Source organism: Epibacterium sp. Ofav1-8 (assembly GCF_022348185.1).
Taxonomy (GTDB): Bacteria; Pseudomonadota; Alphaproteobacteria; order Rhodobacterales; family Rhodobacteraceae; genus Epibacterium.
Window position 1 is genome coordinate 100,981 of record NZ_JAKRFD010000013.1, and the last position, 18,404, is coordinate 119,384.

An 18,404-nucleotide genomic window follows, 5' to 3' on the forward strand; every position below is an offset into this window, starting at 1 on the left:
AAGGAGTGTAGCATGGTGATTTGCGTGATCCACACCGGGGGAACGATCGGCATGATCGCCACCGAATCCGGGTATGCCCCGCAAAACGGTGTTGTTGAGACGGAACTCAAGCGCATGCGTGCCTCCGGCGACATACGGACTGATTTTTGGGTGGTTACCGCAGCCCCCTTGATCGACAGCGCCAATGCCACGCCCGCAGATTGGGACTGGATCATGTCGCAAATCGTGGCACATCACGATGTTTGCGACGGGTTTGTTGTCACCCATGGCACCGATACTCTTGCATTTACCGCAGCGGCGCTGAGTTTCGGGCTGCAAGGGCTGTCCAAGCCGGTGGTCCTGACCGGTGCGATGCTGGCGTTGACCGAAGATGGAAGTGACGGGTGCCGGAACCTGAAAGACGCCTTTGCCGCGGTCGAGACCGCGCCGCCTGGGGTTTTTGTACAATTTGCGGGGGGGCTTTTGCATGGCGCGCGGGTGCGCAAGTCCCACTCGACTGATTTCGACGCCTTCAAGGCCTCGCCCACGGATCGACCACCGCATCGCCAGTCCCCGCGGCTCTCCGCGCAGTATTACGGTGAGGTGTCGGCCATCATCGCGGCTGTCGCGCCGGGGATGAATGCGGATCTCGTGTCGCTGGCTGCGGAGCGGGCGCAGGGTATCGTCCTGCGGTGTTATGGGTCCGGCACTGTCCCCGAGGGGCTTGGACTGCGGTCCGCAATGCAGCGGGCGCAGGCACAGGGCGTCCCTGTCCTCGCTGTCAGCCAATGTGCCGAAGGCGGTATTTCACTTGGTACCTATGCGGCGGGGTCGATGCTGGAGGATACCGGTGCCATCGACGGGCGGGACATGACCGTGGAAGCCGCCTACGCGAAATTGCTTCACGCGCTTGCGGTCACCGACGATCCGCAGGCACGACGCGCGATCCTGCAGGAAAACCTCTGCGGAGAATGGGCGACCTGATCGAGCGGCTCCGCAGCCGGCACGTCAATTGTGCCGTTGCATCCCGGCAGTGACCCACGTATGCCGCTCGCGGTTTTAATCGTGAGTGGAGAGAGACGCGATGCAAGCGCTTGAACAGGTTTTCGGGGTCATCGGAGACCTGACTTGGGGGTGGTCCCTTGTTCCGATCCTGGTAATTTTTGGTACCTTTATCACCGTGGCGACCGGGTTCGTCCAATTTCGGTTTTTTGGGCGGATGTTCCGGGTTCTGACCCGGGGCGGAACGGATTCCGGGCGGATCTCAGCCCGCGAAGCGCTGCTCGTCTCGGTCGGTGGGCGTGTCGGCGGCGGCAATATCGCCGGCGTGGCTGTGGCAATCACCCTCGGTGGCCCCGGGGCGGTGTTCTGGATGTGGGCGATCGCGATTGTCGGAATGGCAACCAGCCTTGTGGAATGCTCTCTGGCGCAGCTGTTCAAACGGGCGGACCCTCTGACAGGGCAGTACCGTGGCGGTCCGGCGCGGGCCATCCTTCACGGGTTGGGCCAGAACTATCGCTGGCTGGCCGTATTGTACGCCATTTGCCTGATTGCTGCGTTTGCGTTGGGCTTCAATGCGTTCCAGGGGAATACGGTTGCTGGCGCGGCCGAAGCCTCGCTGGGCATTGACCGTCTGTGGACCGGCCTGTTTCTGGCCTTGGTCACCGGCTTCATCGTGTTTGGCGGCATCCGGCGTATCGCGAAGGCCTCCGAAGTCGTGGTGCCGATCATGGCGCTTGGCTACATCCTGATGGCATTGGCGGTCATCGTGATGAACCTGGGCGATGTTCCGGCCGTTCTGGGCACCATTGTTGCCAATGCGTTTGGCTTCGAAGAAGCGGTCAGCGGTGGCATGGGGGCTGCAATCGCCCAAGGTCTGCGCCGGGGTCTCTTCTCGAACGAGGCGGGTTTGGGGTCTGCACCCAACGTGGCCGCAACCGCAGAGGTCAATCACCCGATCAGCCAGGGCATCACCCAAGCTTTCTCGGTGTTCATCGATACCATCGTGATCTGTAGCTGTACTGCGTTTGTGATTTTGCTCAGCGATGTCTACGTTCCGGGCGCGAGCGAAATTGACGGTGTCGAACTGACCCAGAATGCAATGGTTTCGCATCTTGGTGCCTGGACGCAGTATTTCATGACTGCAGCCATCCTGCTGTTTGCCTTCTCGTCGGTGATCTACAACTATTACCTCGGTGAGAATGCGATCACGGTTCTGACCAAGACACCCGCCGCGACATTGGTGCTGAAGATTGTTGTGGTCGGGATTGTCTTTGTGGGTGCGGTGGCGCCGAATGCGACCTCGGTGTTCTTCTTCTCCGACCCGATGATGGGTGTGCTGGCGCTGGTCAATTTGCTCGCACTGATGATGCTGTTTCCGATCGCCCTGCGTATCCTGCAAGATTTCCGCAAACAACTGCGGGCCGGGGTGGCGCGACCGGTGCTGCACATCGAAGAGTTCTCGGATCTTGATCTGGATCCGAATGCCTGGCCCAAACGAAGCTGACGCCTCGTGAAACACTGCATAGGCCACCCGATTGGGTGGCCTATTTTCATGGCGGGACTCAATTTATGCGCCGGCTGAGTGGTGGGGGGCGCCCCCCATCCCTCAGCTGTTTCTCGCTCACGCACTCAAGGCATCATAGGCCTCAGCCGCTTCGATGTCGCCGCTATCGTGCACGGTGATCTTCTGACCCTGGATGAGGCTGTCGGTCCCTTTCGCGCCAACCACCATGAGGATATTTTTCTCGCGCGCGACGATCGCCATATGGCTCAGCCAGCCACCGACCACGCTCACGACGGCACCGGCCTTCTGTACCTGGGGCAACCATGCAGGGTTGACCATGTGGCAGACAATAATGTCTCCGGGCAGGAACCCTGCAAAGGCTTCGGAGCCATGCGCCATCTCGTCGTGAACGCGGAACACGCGCCCGGTCACATCACCTGATCCAGCGACGCAGGTTCCGCCGAGCTTGCCCGGATCCGGCAGGGCCAGCGTGCCAGCAGAGAGCTGCTCACAGTCCTTCAGGGTCAGCTGTGCCTGCGTTGGCGCGTTGTCCTGACAAAGTTTGTCGTGCTCCGAGCGAGCTTGGGCCAGGGCGCGCAAGGCGTCGATTTCCTCCCAGTCGGCATGCACAAGCTCTGGCAGGGTCAGATGGAATACAAGCGCACCAAGCCCGCTCTGCTCTGCCAGCGCCAGAAGCGCCCGCCGAAGTTCCGACAGCACCCGCAAGGCCTCGTGCTTGGCACGCTCCTTCAAGTCCTGAAAGGCGATGGCCAGTTCGATCTGTTGTTGAAGATCGGCTGGTAGACCGGACGGCGCCTGCGTCGGGGGCAGGGGGGCGACAGATGGTTCGAGCAATGTGTACAACAAGCTCGGCGCTTCGTGATACCGGGGGCTGGAAAGCTCATAATCGAACATCGCCCGGTGCCCCATCAAGGCAAGCGCTTTTTCTCGGGCTTCCTGTTCCGGTCCATCGCATTGTGCCAGGAGGCTGGCAGGAGAGTATTCCAGGTCTGCCTGCATCAGATAGCTTCGCAGGGCTGGGTCGCCTTGCGCGGCTTGGCTCGCGTCCTGCATGGCCAAGGCCGCGAGAATATTGATTTTCTCGGCCTCAACATAGATTTCGGTCACGAAGTAGCGTTGCAAGTCTGTGATCGCCTTGAGCAACTTTGCCCTTGGCAGGGCTTCAAACCGAATGGCACGCCAGTCGTCGACGCGGTCCCTGAGCTTGGGCAGCACCTCCCGTTCGAACCCCTCACGGACCGGAGCCAACTGCTTGCGCAGCGCCACCGCGCGTCGCCCTGACAAATCCAGTGCCAGGTGCTGCTTGAGGTGTGTATCAACGTAGGTTTTGCCGAAGAGGCGTACCAAATGGGCGTCTTGGCCCTCTGGTAGTGCGTAAGGCAAGCCCAACGCGCGGCAGGCCAGATCGAGGCTGCCCCCGGGTGACCAGAGCTGCGCCATGAGTGCAAATGACAATGGGCTGGGGCGTGGCAGCACTTCGCTCATTTCATCCTGCTCGATCAGATTTTCGTCCGGATCGCGATCTTTGAACCGGTTGAAAAAGGATCGCCATTCCGAAGCCGTCGCCTGCTCGGTGCTGCTGCCCACGGCCATGGTGGTCACATCCCGCGATTGCAGTATCCAGAACTCTCCGTCCACCCAGGCCCACTCGATGTCCTGCGGTGATCCAAACAGATTTTCGATCGTCAGGCCCAACTCGATCAGCGCCTCCGGGGCAAACGGGGGGAGGTCCTGATCTGGGGCAGGGGACTTGCTGTAGCGCCCGGCCCGAAGGGTGCCCGGTGTTTTCCTGCCAGAGACGAGGTCATCGCCACAGCCCTCGACCCACTCCAGCAGCATCATGCCCGGTGCTTGTGGATCCTGTGTGAACAGGACACCTGCAAACGTCGCATCGATCATGTGTTGCACCAGAATATTTCCGTGTCCCGCATCTTTGATCTGGTAGCTTCGGGCACGCTCGTCGGAAAAGGAGGCGTGCACGGTTTCGATGGCAGAGCACATTTGGTCGCCCCGCACATCCAGGACGGATTCAAATACGCCGGCAAAGCTATGGTCAGCGCCATCTTCCTGGCTGGCAGAGGAGCGCACAGCGCAGGGTGTGGGCCCCATGATCCGCCAGATTTTATGCGCCATGCGCGTGCGATCCGTAGCGGTGGCCGCCTGGAACCGGGTTAGGAACCTTTCGGTGAGCACCACCGCGGGCGGTACCGGAAAGCCGGCATTGGCCAATTGTGAAAGCCGTAGCGCCTTGTTTCCCGCATGAGTCAATCGGCGGGTTTCCTTTATCGCGACCGTTCCTTTTGGCAATCGCTGCAAGGGTGGCAAGGCGCGGCACAGGCGCGACACGCTCCCTGAGACATACGCGTATTGGATCAGCAAACCCGTCAGGCTCATGAAAAGGTAGAAATTTCCCGCCGCCGAGAGGTTCATGACGAGGGCAAACAGGAGCGGCAGCCCCAGTCCACACCAAAGCACCGCCGCCCGCGCGGATTTGGCGACCGAAACCAACAGATAGACAGCGGCAAGCGCACAGGTGAGGCCCGCCGCAAGATAATAGGGGTCCGGCGCTCCCAGGTTCGAAACCCACAGGAACGCTTCGCCAACCTCCGCGGAAGCCAGCTCTACCGCCTGTAGCCCCAGCATCATCACAGGGAGAAAGAGGAGCGCCGCCAAATTGCGCATAGGCGTCAATCCAAGTCGATTATGAACCTCCCGGATTGCCCTGGATTTTCGGATCGGGTCGTCGGCAAGATCCGCCTTTAGACGGTCCAGTTCGACTTTGTGCGCACGAAGCGTGATCTGATCGCGTTCTGATTTCAGCGCGAGCGGCAGCACCAGCAATCGCGAGGTCACCGCCAGAGCCAGAAGCCCGAGTATCAGGTGAGAGTGTTCATGCGCCCAGAGCAAGACGCGGCTCAGAAGGTCAACGGATGTGTCCCACAGGCCGGTTTCCTGGCTGGCCAGCCAATCGACAACATGAGGTTTGGGGGCAGGAGGGATGAAATACTCCCACGGCAGGGTGTAGCGCCCTTCGAAGGGGATTCCCGCCTCAGTCAGCTCCAGTCCGAGCACCTGGCTCATGAAACAGCTACGGCGATCATAGCACGCAGCGACCGTGGGGACCTTGCGCAGGGAGGAGATCGACTCTTGCAGCTGCGTGGTGGTCAGCGCGCGCACAGGAATGTTGATCGCCCCGGGCAGGTGCCCGGCGGCAAAATCACCGGGATAGCGCGTATCCACGATCTGTACCTCGCTCGACGCCACAAGTTGGCTGAACTCTTCGGTACCGATCAGGCGCGATTTGTTTGGATACGTGGGGATGGCGCGCAGGTCTGACAGCTCTTGCACGCGGCTGTCGGAAAACGGTCTGGATTCCACAATCCACTTTTCGATACCGCCGGCAATAAAGCGGCAATCGATACCGAGTTTTGCGAGCGCCGCGCAGGTTTCGGAACTGCGGTTCCCGTTATGGCAGAACAGCACCACCGTTTCACCCGCCGAAACGGGCGGCGATTGGAGGAAGTCGGGAAACCGGATGTGGGTGGAGCCGGGCAGGGTCCCCATGGCGTTTTCGGCGGTTTCACGAATGTCGAAGAAATTGACCTGTCCGGCAGACAAAAGGTTGGCAGCTTCGGCCGTCGTGATCCCCTGTGGGTGGGTTTCTTGGCTGTTGTAGCTGGTTTCTTTCAGCGCCGCGTCCTTGATGGTGGTCCCGTCAAACTGTGCGGGACGGGTCAGTGTGGCTTGCAGCCGTTGCAACTCGGCGCTCTGGTGGGTCTGCCATTGCCAGTGATTTGCAAATGCAAGGAGGACGGCAAGCAGTACAAGGCCGGTGATCAGGCGCACGGGATAGCGGCGCGAAGAGGCCTGTGTCCTGATCCCGAGGCGGGCGGCGATCACCGCACCAAAACCGGACAGGGTGGCTGCAACCACCGCGAGAATTTGAGATAGCGAAGAGACCGATCCAAGCACCAGTTCCGGGGATGGAATTGCGTGTCCCATCGTGGGGGTGGCGATAAGAATGGTCGCATTTACAAATAAACAAAAACAAATTTTAACTGACCGGGCGATACATGGCAGCAAGTTTGGTGTAATCACGAGTCGTCCTTCTGAACGGAAAGGGAACCTGGCGGCAGACGCAGAATGCGTCAAAGAAACGTCATAATCCTTTCCAGATGGTTAATATGTGCTTTTCGAGTGAATCTCGGTTAGTTTTCAATGTGTTTTGATCCTATCTTGGATTGAGGCATGGCCAGGGACGGGCGCGCCCCGGTCGGACAGCGATTCTGCATCGTCTGCTAAGGAGAGTTCGATGGCACTGATGAACTCATTTGGTACAGCTACCCCGCGCAAGACCCCGATGCGTTACGGTCTTGTGAAACTGATGCTGGTGACTGCGGTCCTGTCGATGGTGGGGATCTCCGCAGCCTCGCCCCTACGCGCAGAGATTGAGCTGGTGTTTGGCACCTATGCCGCGGACAAGCCGTCGGCGACGGTGCGGAAGTACCGACCATTTCTGACGTTTCTGGAAAATCGGATGGAAGTCCTCCTGGACGAAGACGTCACGATCCGGCTGCGTATCTCCAAGGACTACGAAACAAGCATTGTGGATCTGGCGGAAGGGCGCGTTGACTTTGCGCGCTTTGGGCCCGCGTCCTATGTCCATGCGATGGAGCGCAACCCGGGGATTTTGATCGTGGCAATGGAGTCCAAGCAGGGGGAAAAACGGTTCAAGGGCGTCATTGCGGTTCATCGCGATAGTACGATTTCCGGGCTGTCTGATCTCGCGGGGCTGTCCTTTGCCTTTGGTGATGAACTGTCCACGATCGGGCGGTATCTGGCGCAGGCGCATCTGCTGGATGTGGGTATCTCGTCGCAGGATCTGCACGGGTATGCCTATCTCGGGCGACATGATCTGGTCGGCGAAGCTGTCGGTGCCGGCAAGTTCAGCGCAGGCGCGCTCAAGGAAAGCACGTTCAAGGAGCTGGTCGCAAAAGGTGTGCCGATCAGGGCCCTGGTCTCCTTTGACAACGTGACCAAGCCCTGGTTGGCGCGCTCCGGACTGGAAAGCCATATCCTGGACGCGATGCGCCAAGTCATGCTTTCTGCTCAGAACGAAGAGATGGTGAAGCGCGTGTCGAAGAACGGGTTCCTGGCCGGGAGCGACGCGGATTACGACTTCGTGCGCCGTGCGATGCAGCGGAGCCGTGACTTTTGAAAACACCGCTTCGTAGCCTGCTTCAGCGCCGGGGCATTCTGTCCCAGATCATCGTGTCGATGTCCCTCGCGGCCTTGCTGGTTGTCGTGACCGTTGGCGGTGTTGCGCGGCGCTACGAAGTACAGCGTGTCAGCGATCAGTTGGGCGAACAGGCCAATCTGACGGTCTCGTTGTTGAGCGGCTTGATGCTGGAGGCGATCATCGTCGAAGATGTCCCGGTTCTGGAAACGGGGCTGGTTGAGGCGATAACCCGCTATCCGAAAATTCTGTCGATCCACATTGAGAACAGCGAAGGCGAGATCATCGCTGAGGCGTCGAATACCGCGTCGCAGCTTGCAGACGACTATGTCATGTACGACAGGCCGGTGGCGTTTGAGGGGTTCGTCTTTGGCAGGATGGTGGTGAAGTGGTCGACCGAAGAGGGGCAGGCACTGGTTCTGGACAAGGTCCGGCAGACCATCACCTGGACGATCCTGGCTGTTGTGTCGATGTCGCTGCTGATGCTTTATCTTGTCTACAGGCTCGCATTGAACCCGTTGCAGGTTGTGCATGCCCGGATGTCGAATGCTGTTGCCGGGGCCAAGACCGGGCATTTCCAGTTGCCGTGGTACGCCAGTCGTGAGTTTCAGGCGCTGAACGTTTCGGTTGGCGTGCTCGAGGACAGTTTTGCAGAGCGCGACGAGCGGGAGCTCGCGCTTGAACGGGCCAGGGAGCAGGCCGAGATTGCCAGCCGCGCCAAATCGGAATTCCTTGCCAACATGAGCCATGAAATCCGCACACCGATGAATGGTGTGATTGGCATGGCCGAGGTGTTGCAGGAAACGGACCTGACGCCCGATCAGGAGATGTATACCGAGACGATCGTGAAATCGGGCAATGCGTTGCTGACGATCATAAACGATATCCTCAATTTTTCTAAAATTGAGGCGGGCAAGCTGGAACTGAACCAGGCAACGTTCAATCTGCGAACGGTCCTTGAGGATGTGGTGACGCTCCTCGCCCCGAAGGCCGCGGAGAAGTGGGTTCAGCTGACGTTGCGCTATGATCCGGACCTTCCAGAATACTATGAGGGGGATGCCGGGCGTATCCGGCAGATCGTGACAAATGTTGTCGGAAACGCGGTCAAGTTCACCTCCCAGGGCTCCGTGCACATTGATGTCACAGGGGCGACCCTTGGGGAGCTGACGCAGCTGCGGATGGCCGTGAGCGACACAGGCATTGGCATCCCCGCGGACAAGCTGGATCGCATTTTCCACGCGTTTGAGCAGGCGGATGGGGCGGCGACCCGAAGCTTCGAGGGCACCGGCCTCGGGCTGGCGATTTCGACGCGCTTGTTGCAACTGATGAAGGGCCGCATTCACGTCACCTCGACCGAAGGCAAAGGATCCGTCTTCAGTATCGACCTGACGTTGCCGACCAGTGATCGTGCGCCGATCACGTTTCAGCCGGATCAACCGGTATCCGGTTTGCATGCGCTGGTGGTCGATGATCTGGAACTGAATCGCCGAATTCTTGGTGAGCGGTTGCGGGCTTGGGGGGTGCGGGTCAGTGAAGCGGATTCAGCTGTCGAAACCATGCTGCGCTTGGATGAGATGCGGGACGTCTCCGATCTCTGCGATCTCATCTTCCTCGATTTCAACATGCCGGATTGCGACGGGTACGAACTGGCGCGGCGTATTCGCTCCGTGCCAAATCTCGGGCGGTTGCCGATCATCATGCTCTCCTCTGTCGATCCGGCGCTGTCGCCGCAGATGCTTGCGGAGATAGGGAACTGTCAGCAGGTTCTGAAACCTGTCCGCGCCGATCAGTTGCGAAAGGTCGTGAGCCGCGCGCTTGGGGAAACTGAACCCACTGCCAGCGCTTCCGTCGCGCCATTGACGGGGGCTCCGGTTCTGCCTGCCCCCATTCGGGTTTTGATGGCCGAGGACAACCGCACCAACCAGGTGGTCGTCACGCGGATGCTGAAGAATGTGGACGTGGACGTCAGAATTGCCACCAATGGGTTGGAGGCGGTCACCATGTACCGCGACGCGCAGCCAGATCTCGTGCTGATGGATATGATGATGCCGATAAAGGACGGTCTGGAGGCGACCGAGGAAATCCGTACGATCGAGCAGGAGGCGTCCCTGCGGCGCGTGCCGATTATCGCGCTGACTGCCAATGCGTTGCAAAGCCACGAAGCGGCCTGCCGTGCGGTCGGAATGGATGACTTTCTGAGCAAGCCCATTCGCAAGCAGGCTTTGCTTGACACGCTGCACAAATGGACGGTCACGCCAGGTGTGCCCGCGCAAACTGGCAGCGCTGAGCAGGAAACCTAGGGCTTGGACAGCCTGGGGGCATCACCCCGCAACACCATGTTCAGCGTCGTGGCCAGAACGGCAGGAGCCGCAGCACGCTGACACCAACGAACAAGCCGGTTCCACAGCTGACGATGGTTGGGCCGGTTGGTGTATCCAGGCCGAAAGAAAGGTAAAGCCCCCCCAACACCGACATCACGCCGATCAGGGTTGCGAGCAGGGCCATACGCTCCGGCGTGTTTGCAAAGGGGCGTGCTGTTGCTGCTGGAATCAGAAGCATGGCGGCGATCAGCAGAACCCCCACGACCTTGATGGCCACTGCAACGACAACGGCAAGAGACAAGGTCAATATGAGCTGTTCCCGCTGTGGCAAAATGCCGGACGCGCGGGCCAGCTCGGGGTTCAGCGTGGCGGTCAAAAGGGACGACCAACGCCACCACAGGAGCACCAGAACGAGACAGGCCCCCAGCCAGACGACGGCAATATCGATCCGCGACACCGCCAGAATATCGCCGAACAGATATGCCATGAGATCAACGCGCACCCCGTGCAGAAATGACACCGCAACCAGACCGAGCGCGAGTGCGCTATGTGCCATGACACCGAGCAGTGTATCCATCGCATAGCCGCGCCCGCTGAGCAGTGTGATGCTGCCTGCCATCAGCAGCGCTGTCGCCATCACGCCGCCAAAGATGGACACATCAAATGCCAACGCCAATGCCACACCAAGTATCGACGCGTGGGCGGTTGCATCTCCAAAATAGGCCATCTTGCGCCAAACGACGAAGCAGCCAAGCGGGGCGGCCGCAAGCGCGACACCAATGCCGGCCAAGGCGGCACGGATGATAAAGTCATCGAGAAAACTCATGCAGAACTCTGTCCATCGGAGCTGTGGTCCTGGACGCAATCGTGGCTATGATCGTGCTCGTGACGATAAAGCGCCAGGGTACCTTGGGTATCGGTTCCAAAGAGGGCGCGATACTCCGGTGCGCTTGCCACTTGGGCGGGCGCACCTTCGCAACATACGTGTCCATTCAGACAAATGACACGATCCGACGCCGCCATGACCACATGCAACTCATGGCTGACCATCAGGATCGCACATCCGAGTTCGGTGCGGACCTCTTCGATTTTCTGGTAGAAACTGGCCGATCCTTGTTGATCCAGCCCTTGTGTTGCTTCGTCCAGGATCAACAAATCCGGACGGGACAAGAGGGCGCGCGCCAGGAGAACGCGCTGGGTCTGGCCGCCGGACAATCCGGTCATCTGGCGATCATAAAGCCCCGGCACTCCCGCTTCGGCAAGTGCGCTGTGGGCTTCGGCGTCATCGACACGCCGAGGAAGGCTGAGAAACCGGCGTACCGTCAACGGCAGGGTCGGGTCGATGTGCAGTTTTTGCGGCACATAGCCGATGCGCAGATCCGGTGCTTTTTCAATGGCACCGCCGCTCAGCCCCAACGCGCCGATAATCGTGCGGAGCAGGGTTGATTTCCCTGACCCGTTCGGCCCCAGAACGGTGACAATTTCGCCCTTGTTGATATGAAAATCTATGTTGCGCAGTACCGGTGCTCCGCTGTGCCGGATTGTCGCATTCGTAATCGTGACGAGACGCATTTACTCAGTCCTGGCAGCGCGGGCAAAGGCCTTCGGCCTCCACCACAGTGCGTTCTATCAAGAAACCGGCTGCACGGGCAGCATCTCCCAATTGCCCTTGCATCGGTTGCCGCTGCGCCTCGGCGACGCTGTCGCATTTGCGGCAAATCATGAACACCGGGGTATGGGTCTCGCCGGGGTGCATACAGGCAATGAACGCGTTCAGGCGTTCAATCTTGTGCACAAACCCATGTTTGACCAGGAACTCCAGAGCGCGATAGGCCACCGGGGGCTGAGATCCCAGCCCTTCGTCGCGCAAATATTCTAGAATTTCATAAGCGCCGAGGGCGCGGTGCTGTTGCAGGAGGATCTCCAGGGTGCGGCGGCGCACAGGCGTGAATTGCAGCCGTTTTTCCCGGCAGTAGGTTTCGACTGCGGAAAGGCCGCCCGTGATACAGCGGGAATGGTCATGCGAAACAAAGCCAACGCTGTCCATGGAGCCTCCGTTACGTTGCTGCGGATTTGGGATTGATATGTTACAACATGACGTTTATCAAGTCGTGTGTTGGTTATGATATAACAGTCGCTTAGGAGCCGCTATGCTGCCCAAATCTCTGACATCCGCTGTGGCACTTTCCATATTGGCATTTCCGGTCGCAGCCGACGCGCCGAAGGTGGTGACCGATATCGCTCCGATCCAGGGTCTTGTCGCCCGAGTGATGGCCGGAGTGGGGGAGCCTGCGGTTCTTGTGCCCCCGGGAGCATCGCCCCATGGCTACAGCCTGCGCCCGTCAAATGCGCGAGATCTGTCGAACGCGGACGCGGTGTTCTGGGTTGGTGAGGCGCTTGCGCCCTGGTTGGAGGAGCCGATCACCCAATTGACTGATGGCGTCAATGTGGTCTCTCTTCTGGACGCCCCGGGCACCATGCGTCTCGACTTTCGGCAGGGGGCGGTGTTCGCTCCCGCGGTGATGGAAGGGTCGCATGAACATGACGAAGAGCATCACGACCATGATCACGAGGCTGGTCACGATGGGCACGATCATAGCGAGCATGCACATGGTGATCACGATGACCACGATCACGGTGACCACGGGCACGACCATGATGATCATGGGGATCACGACCATGATGCGCATGCCGAGCATGATCATTCGCATCATGACCATGCACATGACGGAGTCGATCCCCATGCCTGGCTGTCACCTGAAAATGGCAAGCACTGGCTGGCGCTGATCGCAGAGGAACTCTCACAGGTTGATCCCGAGAATGCGTCCATTTACGAGACGAATGCACTCGAAGGGCAGGCAGAGATCGATCAGATTGTCGCTGATCTGAATGGACAATTGGCCGGTCAGAACGGTCAGTTTGTCGTCTTTCATGATGCATTTCAGTACTTCGAGCAAGGATTTGGGCTGAAGTCCCTGGGCGCGATTTCACTCGGTGATGCGTCTGATCCCAGCGTCTCGCGTATCGCTGAAATCCGCAACGCTGTCGATGAGGCCGGGGTGACCTGTGTCTTCTCGGAGCCTCAGTTCAATCCTGGGCTTGTACGGACCGTGACCGAAGGAACCGATGTGTCCTCCTATGTCATCGATCCATTGGGAATGGATATCGAAACGGGAAAGACCTTTTACGCGGATCTTCTCAAGCAGACCGGCGCGGCGTTCGTGGCCTGTCTCGGCGACTGAGCGGTATCAAATCAAATCGCCGGCAATTGCCGCGGAGCTCTACGCGTCGTTGCCCGACTTCGCTGTGTCGGCCGCTTAGGCGCCGCGCGAGCGAGGTACTGATTTGCGGATCGGAGCGGCAGAAAAATCTGCCACTCCGATCCTTTTTGGTGTTTTCAGCGTTCGAACTCTTGGGCAACGCCAAGAGCAATGCGCTGTCGCAGCCTCAGATCTCAAAAAGCTCCTGCTTTTCGCGCAACCTGTCCCGTAGCTTTTGAAGCGTGACACTTTCGGTCGCCTGATCGATATTGGTGCAGTCTTCGGTGCCGACTTGTTCACGTAGCTTGTCAAAGAAAACGGACAGTCCACCAAGTGTTTGCGATATCAGGTCAAAATCCTGAAGCTCGCGAATTTCTGCACTTGTGGGAGGAGTACGGCGTTCCACTATGGTTAATACAGTATCTTCCAGCTGCTGAATCTGGCTTTGCAGCTGGCGCATTTCTCGCGCCGAATTCGCATATACCGTATCGAGCGGTTTAGAAGATTTATCAGCCATATTACAAACGTCCCACGACCTGCTCGATGGCCTGTCGCATCGACGCCACTGTGAACGGTTTGCGGATGATGTTGTTCAAGCCAAGTTTTTTGCCGACCTCGATCATCTCGGGAGTGGGTTTGCCGGTTACAAGGATGAAGCCGATCCGTTGTGTCGCAGCGTTGCCACGAACGGCTTGGAGCAAACCCAACCCGTCCATTCCCGGCATGTTGTAGTCGGACAGCACCAAGTGAACCGGATTTGTTGCCAGTTTTTGGAACGCTGATTGTCCATTGTTTTCGACAAGGTAGTTCTTGACACCAAGTTCATCGAGACACTGGGTTAGAATTCCTCGGCTGGTCGACATATCGTCGACGACCATCACGCGCAGGGAGTCTTTCAAGCTCATTGTTTATTCCTCGTGTTCTCGTCGTGGCTAACCGTGAGTGCGTTTTTAGCCAGGCGTGTTGACATAAGTAGTAATGCCGACGGTTTTCAGATGTTGCGCAGCGGGCCCTGACATGCGCTCGGAGTGACCGATGAAGAGATACCCGCCCGGAGTCAGCGATTTCTGGAAGGCTTGCCAAACCTTCTGCTGTGTCGGGTTGTCGAAGTAGATCGCGACGTTGCGGCAGAAGATTGCATCGAACTTGCCCTTGAACGGGAAGGGTTGGATCAGGTTCAGCACCCCAAACGTCACTTTATTGCGTAGATGCTGCGGCACACGACCGGTATTGGCCTTGTCACCCGCCTCCAGTTGCATCTTGTATTCCTTTGGAATGCCTTCGAAATCCTCCAGCGGATACTGGCCCACTTCGGCGGTGCGTACGACCACTGGGTCAATATCGGTGCCCAGGATCTTGATGTCGTAACGATCCGCATCGGGGCACATCCCGTGCAAGACGGAAGCAATCGTGTAAGGTTCCTGTCCGATCGAACATCCCGCAGACCAGATCCGAACGCGACCGCCTTTCTTCGCACGTTCGATCAGCGGCGGCAGAACATCCTTGCGCAGCGTTTCGAAGTGGTGTGGTTCGCGGAAGAACTGCGTGACATTGGTCGTAAGCAACGACAGCAACTCACTGCGTTCCTGCTCGGCATTGGGCCCCTCCAGCCGCTTCAAGTAGTCCTTGAACGCGCGGATGTTCTGCTTTCTCAACTTGCGCGACAAGCGAGAAGAGACCAGGGGCTTCTTGCTGGGCGACATGGCCAGGCCAAAATGCTTGTAAGCAAATTGTGCAATGGCCTCAAAGTCCTGATCTGACAGGACAATGCCGCTATCTAGGGGTTCGATGGGACCAGCGATACTCACGAGAGGCCTTGCTCCGGTGCAGAAATGACTGCGTCGAGGTTGATGATGCGCACCATGGTGTCGTCGTGAGAGATGATACCCTGAATATACTCCATGGTGTAACGGCTATCGACAGGAGGCGTGTCCTGGATCTCTTCCGGATTGATCGAGATGATCTCGGACACGGATTCCGCCAGGAGGCCAACAGGTTTGCCATGGACCGCAACCACGATGACGACATTGCGCTCGCTGGCTTCGGTCTGTTGCAAACCGAACCGTGCCGACAGGTCGTAGATCGGAATCACGGCGCCCCGCAGGTTCATTACCCCGAGAACATCCATGGGCGCGTGCGGCAGGATGGTAACCGGTGCCCAGCGACGGATCTCCCGGATCTGGGTGATCTTCAGGCAGAACGCCTGACCTGCGACGGTGAAGCTGACAAACTCGCTCTGCTGAGCATGTTTGACCTCCTGGTCGCCAATTTTAACTTCAGCTTGCGATTGCATTGCTCATTCTCCGATCTGAATCAAAGGTGGCTGATGTGGGTGAGGCCGCGATTATGCTCTCCGAGTCCAAGATCATTGCGATCTTGCCGTCACCAAGGATCGTTGCCGCGGCGACGCCGGGAATGTTCCCGCAGACTCCATCGAGGCTCTTGATCACGACCTGCCTTTGATCGTGAATATCGTCGACGGCGAGCGCGCTTCGCTGGCCCGTTTCCGTCTCAACCAGAAGGTAGACGCCCGGTGGTTTGTCACCTTCGGGTTTGCGAAGCCCGAGAGCGCCGGCCACGTCACAGATGGGCACGAAGTTGCCGCGGATGGACAGAAGCGTTCCGTCTGCGCCGAGGCTGTTGATCATATCGTCGCTACCACGCATGGTTTCGATGATGGATGTGATCGGCACCACCATGGTCTGGTCGGCAACGGAAACAACCATGCCGTCCATCACCGCCAGTGTCAGTGGCAGGATGATCGTGAATGTGGATCCCTTGCCCGGCGTAGAGGAGATATTGATCCGCCCGCCAAGCGCAGTAACCGCATTCTTCACAACATCCATGCCGACACCGCGACCCGAGAGGTTGGACACCTCTTTTGCCGTCGAAAATCCAGGCAGGAACAAGAGGTTATCGATCTCTGCATCCGTCAGGTCGGCGTTTTCCGGGATCAATCCCTTGTCGATCGCGATCTGCTTCACACGAGGGCGGTTCACACCGGCTCCGTCGTCCTTGATTTCGATGCAGACACTGCCGGACCGGTGCGACGCGGACAGGCGGATGGCACCCGCGCGGCTCTTGCCAGCGGCCTCGCGGTCCTCTGGTTTCTCGATGCCGTGATCTACCGCATTGCGCAGAATATGAGTCAGCGGATCCGAGAGACGCTCGATCACCGTCTTGTCGACTTCGGTATTCTCGCCTTCGGTAATGAGCTTGGCTGTCTTTTCCGTGGCTGAAGACGCCTCCCGCACGATGCGGGCCATGCGCTGGAACAGTGGTTTGACGGGTTGAGCCCGGATCGACATCACCCCTTCCTGGATGTCCCGAGCGAGGTTCTTGAAACCTTCGAGTTCGGTTTCCACATCCCGCAGATCAGCAACATCCAGATTGGCGATTTGCTGCGCCAACATGGAATGGTTGATAATCAATTCGCCAACCGCGTTGATCAGCCGGTCCACCCGCTCCAGGTCCACACGCAGGGTCGGCTTGGGTCCGCGCTGTTCTGACTTGCTGCTCTCAGGCTTCGCTGTCTCGACTTTGTCTGTCGCTTCCGGTGTTGCCATTGGAGTAGCCTCTGCGGGTGCCGGCGCTTCAAAAGGGGCTGGCGTCTCGGGCTCGGCACTATCCCCAGGTACGCCAAATGCAGCATTCAGTGCAGCCAGGGCAGCGGCGTCCTCCTCAGCTTCCTTGTCGGAAGAGATAGAGAGTTCACACAGGCCTTCTACGAACTCAAACACCGCCTCGATGGCCGATTTGGGTTCCGATGTGGTCAGGGTCAGGTTCCAGGCGAGGTAGCTTTCGTCCATCGCCATGGCATCAAAACCGGGCAGCTCCGTATCGTCGAGTTCCACCTTCAGCGGCCCCAGTTCGGACAGTGCCTGGAACAGGAAGAATGGCTCGTTTCCGGTGCCGAACATCTCTTTCAGCGGGTGGAACCGAATTTCGTAGGTTTTCTCCTCCTCCGCAGCCAGTGGAAGCGGGACGGCAGGGCCGCCAAGTCCCATTGGCTCAAAGGTGAGATCCTCTTCCTCCTCATCGAGGTACTCTTCCAGGCCCGCGATCAGCACATCATTGTGCTCTTCGTCAGTGGTGCCACCATCGCGTGCCACGCTGACCAGATCAGACAGGTGATCGCTGCAGCGGAGCAGGAGCTGGATGAGTTTGGTATCCAGCTGAAGCTTGTTGGAACGCACCTCGTCAAATACCGTTTCGAACTTGTGTGCAAACGCCACCAGTTCATCCAGTCCAAATGCCCCTGCCCCCCCCTTGATGGAGTGCACGGCACGGAAAACGGCATTGACCACCTCGGGGTCGTGATCGCCTCCTTCGATGGCGGTCAGACCCTCATCCATTGCCTCAAGGAGCTCTTCGCACTCCTCAAAGAATGTATCTTGAATCGACCCTGACATGTTACGCAACCGCTCCTGTGACACGCTTCAGAGCAAAAATCAGAGATTGGTCGTCGAAGGGTTTTGTGATCCACCCCGTGGCGCCCGCGTCACGGGCCCGTGCCTTCATTTCCGGCGCGCTTTCGGTGGTGAGAACCAGAATCGGAACCTTGGAATTGATCTGATCGCCACGCAGCTCTTCGATCACGCCGAAGCCGTCGAGGTTGGGCATGTTGATATCGGTGATCACAACGTCAGGAGCAACGTTGTCATACATGTCCACGCCTTCGCGGCCATCCACTGCACAGTGATACTCGAAACCCGCTTCTTCCAGGGTCGCTGCAAGCAAATTCCGGATGGTGCGAGAGTCGTCGATTGCCAGAACTTTGGTTTTCATGCTGTTTCCTCGTCTTCAAATCGGTTGGGTTCCAGGCCCAGAAGGGTGAGGGATTTTCTGCACCCCTCGGTGATGTTGGTGACCGAGAAACCCAGGCCCTCGGAGCGCCATTGCTGCTCGGCTCCGAGCAGCAGCTGCAGACAGCGCGACGGCATCACCGCAACTTTGCTACAATCAACCTCGACAGCCTTGTCACGTGATGCGTTGAAAAAGGCGATCAATGGGTCTAGATCCGCGAAGGCATTTGGCAAATCCAGGTTATGCTTTTGCGTTTCGGTGGACATTTTCGCGAT

The 18,404-nt window shown here is 58.6% G+C and carries 16 protein-coding genes; 5 read left to right on the forward strand and 11 right to left on the reverse strand.

Annotation, left to right across the window (positions count from 1 at the left end):
• Nucleotides 1-12: 12 nt before the first annotated feature.
• Both MHM97_RS18700 and MHM97_RS18705 read left to right on the forward strand, forming a co-directional pair.
• Nucleotides 13-963 carry an asparaginase gene (locus MHM97_RS18700; RefSeq protein WP_239324313.1) on the forward strand — a complete coding sequence of 317 codons (951 nt, stop codon included), beginning with the start codon at nucleotides 13-15 and terminating at the stop codon, nucleotides 961-963.
• A gap of 100 nt (nucleotides 964-1,063) precedes the next feature.
• Complete coding sequence (locus tag MHM97_RS18705; RefSeq protein WP_239324315.1) at nucleotides 1,064-2,485, forward strand: alanine/glycine:cation symporter family protein; 1,422 nt, start codon at nucleotides 1,064-1,066, stop codon at nucleotides 2,483-2,485.
• A 117-nt stretch (nucleotides 2,486-2,602) separates the two neighbouring features.
• Here the strand turns inward: MHM97_RS18705 and MHM97_RS18710 are convergent, their stop codons facing one another.
• Complete coding sequence (locus MHM97_RS18710; RefSeq protein WP_239324317.1) at nucleotides 2,603-6,658, reverse strand: PEP/pyruvate-binding domain-containing protein; 4,056 nt, start codon at nucleotides 6,656-6,658, stop codon at nucleotides 2,603-2,605.
• A gap of 256 nt (nucleotides 6,659-6,914) precedes the next feature.
• On the opposite strand from MHM97_RS18710, the gene MHM97_RS18715 reads away from it, so the two are divergent.
• Nucleotides 6,915-7,724 (forward strand): PhnD/SsuA/transferrin family substrate-binding protein, encoded by an 810-nt coding sequence (locus MHM97_RS18715; RefSeq protein ID WP_239324390.1) that lies wholly within the window; start codon nucleotides 6,915-6,917, stop codon nucleotides 7,722-7,724.
• Nucleotides 7,721-10,042 carry a response regulator gene (locus MHM97_RS18720; protein ID WP_239324319.1) on the forward strand — a complete coding sequence of 774 codons (2,322 nt, stop codon included), beginning with the start codon at nucleotides 7,721-7,723 and terminating at the stop codon, nucleotides 10,040-10,042. The genes MHM97_RS18715 and MHM97_RS18720 overlap by 4 nt, the downstream gene beginning before the upstream one ends.
• A 40-nt stretch (nucleotides 10,043-10,082) precedes the next feature.
• Here MHM97_RS18720 and MHM97_RS18725 read toward each other — a convergent pair whose 3' ends face one another.
• From MHM97_RS18725 to MHM97_RS18735, 3 genes are read right to left on the reverse strand one after another with little or no spacing between them, the layout of a single operon-like run.
• Nucleotides 10,083-10,889 (reverse strand): metal ABC transporter permease, encoded by an 807-nt coding sequence (locus MHM97_RS18725; RefSeq protein ID WP_239324321.1) that lies wholly within the window; start codon nucleotides 10,887-10,889, stop codon nucleotides 10,083-10,085.
• On the reverse strand, nucleotides 10,886-11,635 hold the full coding sequence (locus MHM97_RS18730) for an ATP-binding cassette domain-containing protein (RefSeq protein ID WP_239324323.1): 750 nt from the start codon (nucleotides 11,633-11,635) through the stop codon (nucleotides 10,886-10,888). Before MHM97_RS18730 ends, MHM97_RS18725 begins: the two co-directional genes overlap by 4 nt.
• A gap of 4 nt (nucleotides 11,636-11,639) precedes the next feature.
• Complete coding sequence (locus MHM97_RS18735) at nucleotides 11,640-12,110, reverse strand: transcriptional repressor (protein WP_239324325.1); 471 nt, start codon at nucleotides 12,108-12,110, stop codon at nucleotides 11,640-11,642.
• A 103-nt stretch (nucleotides 12,111-12,213) separates the two neighbouring features.
• On the opposite strand from MHM97_RS18735, the gene MHM97_RS18740 reads away from it, so the two are divergent.
• A complete protein-coding gene (locus MHM97_RS18740) occupies nucleotides 12,214-13,305 on the forward strand; it encodes a zinc ABC transporter substrate-binding protein (RefSeq protein ID WP_239324329.1) in 1,092 nt (363 codons plus the stop codon).
• Nucleotides 13,306-13,510: 205 nt separating this feature from the next.
• Here the strand turns inward: MHM97_RS18740 and MHM97_RS18745 are convergent, their stop codons facing one another.
• The 7 genes from MHM97_RS18745 to MHM97_RS18775 are packed head-to-tail and all read right to left on the reverse strand — an operon-like array spanning nucleotide 13,511 to nucleotide 18,395.
• The gene (locus tag MHM97_RS18745) at nucleotides 13,511-13,840 is read right to left on the reverse strand and encodes a hypothetical protein (protein WP_239324332.1); all 330 of its coding nucleotides are present in this window, start codon (nucleotides 13,838-13,840) and stop codon (nucleotides 13,511-13,513) included.
• A gap of 1 nt (nucleotide 13,841) precedes the next feature.
• Nucleotides 13,842-14,228 (reverse strand): response regulator, encoded by a 387-nt coding sequence (locus MHM97_RS18750; protein WP_239324335.1) that lies wholly within the window; start codon nucleotides 14,226-14,228, stop codon nucleotides 13,842-13,844.
• A 45-nt stretch (nucleotides 14,229-14,273) separates the two neighbouring features.
• Entirely contained in the window at nucleotides 14,274-15,131 is an 858-nt protein-coding gene (locus tag MHM97_RS18755; RefSeq protein ID WP_239324338.1) for a CheR family methyltransferase, read from the reverse strand.
• Nucleotides 15,128-15,616 carry a chemotaxis protein CheW gene (locus MHM97_RS18760; RefSeq protein ID WP_005612856.1) on the reverse strand — a complete coding sequence of 163 codons (489 nt, stop codon included), beginning with the start codon at nucleotides 15,614-15,616 and terminating at the stop codon, nucleotides 15,128-15,130. Before MHM97_RS18760 ends, MHM97_RS18755 begins: the two co-directional genes overlap by 4 nt.
• Nucleotides 15,600-17,735 carry a chemotaxis protein CheA gene (locus tag MHM97_RS18765; RefSeq protein WP_239324341.1) on the reverse strand — a complete coding sequence of 712 codons (2,136 nt, stop codon included), beginning with the start codon at nucleotides 17,733-17,735 and terminating at the stop codon, nucleotides 15,600-15,602. The genes MHM97_RS18760 and MHM97_RS18765 overlap by 17 nt, the downstream gene beginning before the upstream one ends.
• Nucleotide 17,736: 1 nt before the next feature.
• On the reverse strand, nucleotides 17,737-18,111 hold the full coding sequence (locus MHM97_RS18770) for a response regulator (protein ID WP_239324344.1): 375 nt from the start codon (nucleotides 18,109-18,111) through the stop codon (nucleotides 17,737-17,739).
• Nucleotides 18,108-18,395: an STAS domain-containing protein gene (locus tag MHM97_RS18775; protein ID WP_239324347.1), complete on the reverse strand. Its 288-nt coding sequence runs from the start codon at nucleotides 18,393-18,395 to the stop codon at nucleotides 18,108-18,110. The genes MHM97_RS18770 and MHM97_RS18775 overlap by 4 nt, the downstream gene beginning before the upstream one ends.
• Nucleotides 18,396-18,404: the final 9 nt, after the last annotated feature.

What these genes read in the sequence shown, in the direction of transcription:
- MHM97_RS18740 (WP_239324329.1), top strand. Translation starts at nt 12,214, where the DNA reads ATGCTGCCCAAATCTCTGACATCCGCTGTGGCACTTTCCATATTGGCA.
- MHM97_RS18715 (WP_239324390.1), top strand. Translation starts at nt 6,915, where the DNA reads ATGGTGGGGATCTCCGCAGCCTCGCCCCTACGCGCAGAGATTGAGCTG.
- MHM97_RS18730 (WP_239324323.1), bottom strand. Translation starts at nt 11,635, where the DNA reads ATGCGTCTCGTCACGATTACGAATGCGACAATCCGGCACAGCGGAGCA.
- MHM97_RS18705 (WP_239324315.1), top strand. Translation starts at nt 1,064, where the DNA reads ATGCAAGCGCTTGAACAGGTTTTCGGGGTCATCGGAGACCTGACTTGG.
- MHM97_RS18775 (WP_239324347.1), bottom strand. Translation starts at nt 18,395, where the DNA reads ATGTCCACCGAAACGCAAAAGCATAACCTGGATTTGCCAAATGCCTTC.
- MHM97_RS18700 (WP_239324313.1), top strand. Translation starts at nt 13, where the DNA reads ATGGTGATTTGCGTGATCCACACCGGGGGAACGATCGGCATGATCGCC.
- MHM97_RS18770 (WP_239324344.1), bottom strand. Translation starts at nt 18,111, where the DNA reads ATGAAAACCAAAGTTCTGGCAATCGACGACTCTCGCACCATCCGGAAT.
- MHM97_RS18750 (WP_239324335.1), bottom strand. Translation starts at nt 14,228, where the DNA reads ATGAGCTTGAAAGACTCCCTGCGCGTGATGGTCGTCGACGATATGTCG.
- MHM97_RS18745 (WP_239324332.1), bottom strand. Translation starts at nt 13,840, where the DNA reads ATGGCTGATAAATCTTCTAAACCGCTCGATACGGTATATGCGAATTCG.
- MHM97_RS18735 (WP_239324325.1), bottom strand. Translation starts at nt 12,110, where the DNA reads ATGGACAGCGTTGGCTTTGTTTCGCATGACCATTCCCGCTGTATCACG.
- MHM97_RS18760 (WP_005612856.1), bottom strand. Translation starts at nt 15,616, where the DNA reads ATGCAATCGCAAGCTGAAGTTAAAATTGGCGACCAGGAGGTCAAACAT.
- MHM97_RS18725 (WP_239324321.1), bottom strand. Translation starts at nt 10,889, where the DNA reads ATGAGTTTTCTCGATGACTTTATCATCCGTGCCGCCTTGGCCGGCATT.
- MHM97_RS18765 (WP_239324341.1), bottom strand. Translation starts at nt 17,735, where the DNA reads ATGTCAGGGTCGATTCAAGATACATTCTTTGAGGAGTGCGAAGAGCTC.